The following is a 2,801-nucleotide window of genomic DNA, read 5'->3' as shown; positions in this document are numbered from 1 at the left end:
TGGTGGTAGCGGTACTCAGACGGTCGTCGGCGGCTCCGGCAGCGCGACGGTGTTCGGTGGCACGGGCGGTGGTGTATTCGCCGGCGGCGATCGCGGGAATAACATCATCGTTGCCGCAGACGGCGCATCGACGATAGTTGGTGGCGGCACCGGCAGTCAGCTTTTCGCTGCCGGGTCCGGCGCGGACGTGCTGGTCGCTGGTACGGGGAACCAAACCCTCAGCGGCGGAACCAGCACCGGAAACAACACCTTCGTTGCTGGCTCCGGCAATAATGTCATCGGCGGCGGCGTTGGGAACGACACGATCTTCGGCGGCTCTGGCAACGCGACGGTACGCGGCGGCGGCGGTAACGACGTTTTCGCCTTCTCCAATGGGCGCGGTGGTGCAACCGCCAATGTCACGATTGGCGACTTCACGGTCGGAACAGACCGCGTGGCACTCATCGGCTTTGGCACTGATGTGAGCAGCGTTTTGGCTACTGCTGTTACATCAGGCGGCAACACCAGCCTTACCCTGGCCGATGGCACCCGTGTGACCCTCTCTGGGATTACTTCGACAAACGGTATCTTTGGCTGATTTCGACAAGCCAAAACAATCGTGCTGCGGGCGGGGAAGACCATTTCCCCGCCCGTTTTTTTGCCTGATGTTGGGTGGTTGGCATGCAAAGCGGCCCTGATCGCAAGGGCGAGCATCCAGCAGCTATCGCCGCCCGAAAAGGGCGTGGCTATCTGGATGCCGGTAATCACCCCAGCGCCGTCGAATGGTTGGATCGGGCCGCGCGCTTGGCGCCTGACGATCCCTTCGTGCGGCTCTCGCTCGCGATCGCCCTGGTGGGCCAGGATGACGACCGGGCGCGCAATCTGTTCGAGGATTTGGCCCGATTCGCTCCAATCAAGGAAGCTTCTCTCGGACTCGGCATGATCCATCTGCGGCAGGGCCGACCGAAGGAGGCCGGCACGGCCCTCGGCGCTATGCTGGGCCGCTTTGCGACGCGCGATGCGGATATCGCTCAACTGGCGGGGCAGATCGCCGCGGCGCTCGGTCTGCCAGGCTGGGCGTCAGCCGATTCGGAGGGCCGCGTGCGCGTCCAACTGCTCCCGGGCTGGGCGGGCCCGCCGGCGGGTATGGTGGGTTCATGCGAAATGCGGTTTCAGCAAGTTGAGGCGGGCCTTCCCATGGTCTGGGAGGGCTCCGCGCAGGCTGATCTCCGCGAGGGACAGGTGATCATCACGGCGGCTGGCGTTCCGCTGCTCGGCAGTCCGCTGAACCTTGGCGCCCTGCGCCGTGTCGAAGGTGTGGTCATTGCCTGCGATGGCGGCATGCGGGGTTGGGTTCGATACCCGGCCGACTTTGCGAAGAAACCCAGCGTGCATGTCGCCCCCGCCAGCGATCCGAGCCGGAGCGCTTTGAGCTTCGAGCCCTTCGGACTCGACGTCACCGAAAGCGCAGAGGTCGCGCTGGACGGTCCGCGCTGGGCTTTCGTCATCCCACGCAGCGCGATTCCCTGGCGGGGAAACCTGCGCGTGACCGATTGGGGTGGGCGCGACCTCCTCGGGAGCCCAATCGACCCGACGCTCGAAGAACGCCTGGCGGCCAAGGCCGCAGAGCGCATGGGGGCCGCCCTGGCCCGGAAGCAGGGCAAGCGGATGACGCCTGACGCCGATCCGATCCGCCCTCTGCCGGCTCTCAATTTCGTGCCACCGAGAGAGAAGCGGAAGCCCAGGCGCGCCCCGGGCATTGCCATCATCATCCCGGTCTATCGCGGGGCTGCTGACTTCCGGGCATGTTTCGCCTCCCTTCGATTGGATCTGCCGGCCTATGCCCGGATTATCATTGTCGAGGATGGGTCACCCGATGCAGCATTGCGCGCAGAGGTTACCGGGGTCGAAGGCCTTGACCGGGTTGAAGTGATCCGGCACCCCGTTAATCTCGGTTTTCCTTCGGCCATCAATACTGGGCTGCGGGCTGCTAAGAATGACGACGTGGTGATCCTCAACAGCGATACGGTCCTGCCCGCCGGCTGGCTTGGTCGCCTACACGGCGTCGCCTATAGCTCCCACGACATCGGCAGCGTCACCCCCTTTACCAATGACGGCTCGATCGCCTCCTACCCTGATCCGGCAGGCTCCAAGCCGCCGGCCGATTCGGCTGGCCTGCAGGCGATCGACGCCGCCATCCGTGCCGGCAATGGCGATGCTGCGGTGGATATCCCAACCGGCGTCGGTTTCTGCATGTTCCTGCGCCACGACTGCCTCGCCGAGACCGGGCCATTCCGCGACGACGTCTTTGCCCAGGGCTATGGCGAGGAGAATGATTGGTGCATGCGCGCCCGCCGGCTCGGCTGGCGGCATGTGCTTGCAGCGGGCGTCTTCGTCGCGCATGTCGGCGGTCGGTCCTTCGGTTCCGCGAAGGCGGTTCTGATGCGGCGCAACGGCGTGATTCTCGAGGCGCTGCACCCTGGCTATGAAACACTCGTCAAGCGCTTCCATGAGGAGGACAGCCTGGCGGCCCCACGCCGCGCCGCCGATCTTGCCCGCTGGCGCGTGGCGCGCGGCACCATGGGCGCTGTCGTGATGGTGTCACATGGCCGCGGCGGCGGCGTCGATCGTCACTTGGCCGAGCGCTGCGCCATGCTGCGTGCGACCGGCCTGCGTCCGATCATCCTCCGCCCTTGGGATGAGGGGGCCGGCTGCCGTCTCTCGGAGGGGCTGGAGGACGGTTATCCCAATCTTCGCTTCGAACTCCCGGACGAAATGGACATGCTACTCGCCACGCTGCGCGACGACCGCGTGCGCCGCGT

2 protein-coding genes are annotated in these 2,801 nt (G+C 65.7%); both read left to right on the top strand.

Going from position 1 to position 2,801, the window contains the following annotated elements; genetic code table 11:
* The coding region (locus IOC82_RS16980) for a hypothetical protein (RefSeq protein WP_290547380.1) at positions 1 to 577 on the top strand (577 nt) is incomplete at its 5' end.
* 83 nt (positions 578 to 660) lie between these two features.
* The coding region (locus tag IOC82_RS16975; RefSeq protein ID WP_290547379.1) for a glycosyltransferase at positions 661 to 2,801 on the top strand (2,141 nt) is incomplete at its 3' end.

The sequence above is a fragment of the Aestuariivirga sp. genome (assembly GCF_020252395.1).
In the GTDB taxonomy this organism is placed as follows: Bacteria; Pseudomonadota; Alphaproteobacteria; order Rhizobiales; family Aestuariivirgaceae; genus Aestuariivirga.
Note: the sequence above shows the minus strand (reverse complement) of the source record. Positions and strands in the feature narration are given on the sequence as shown.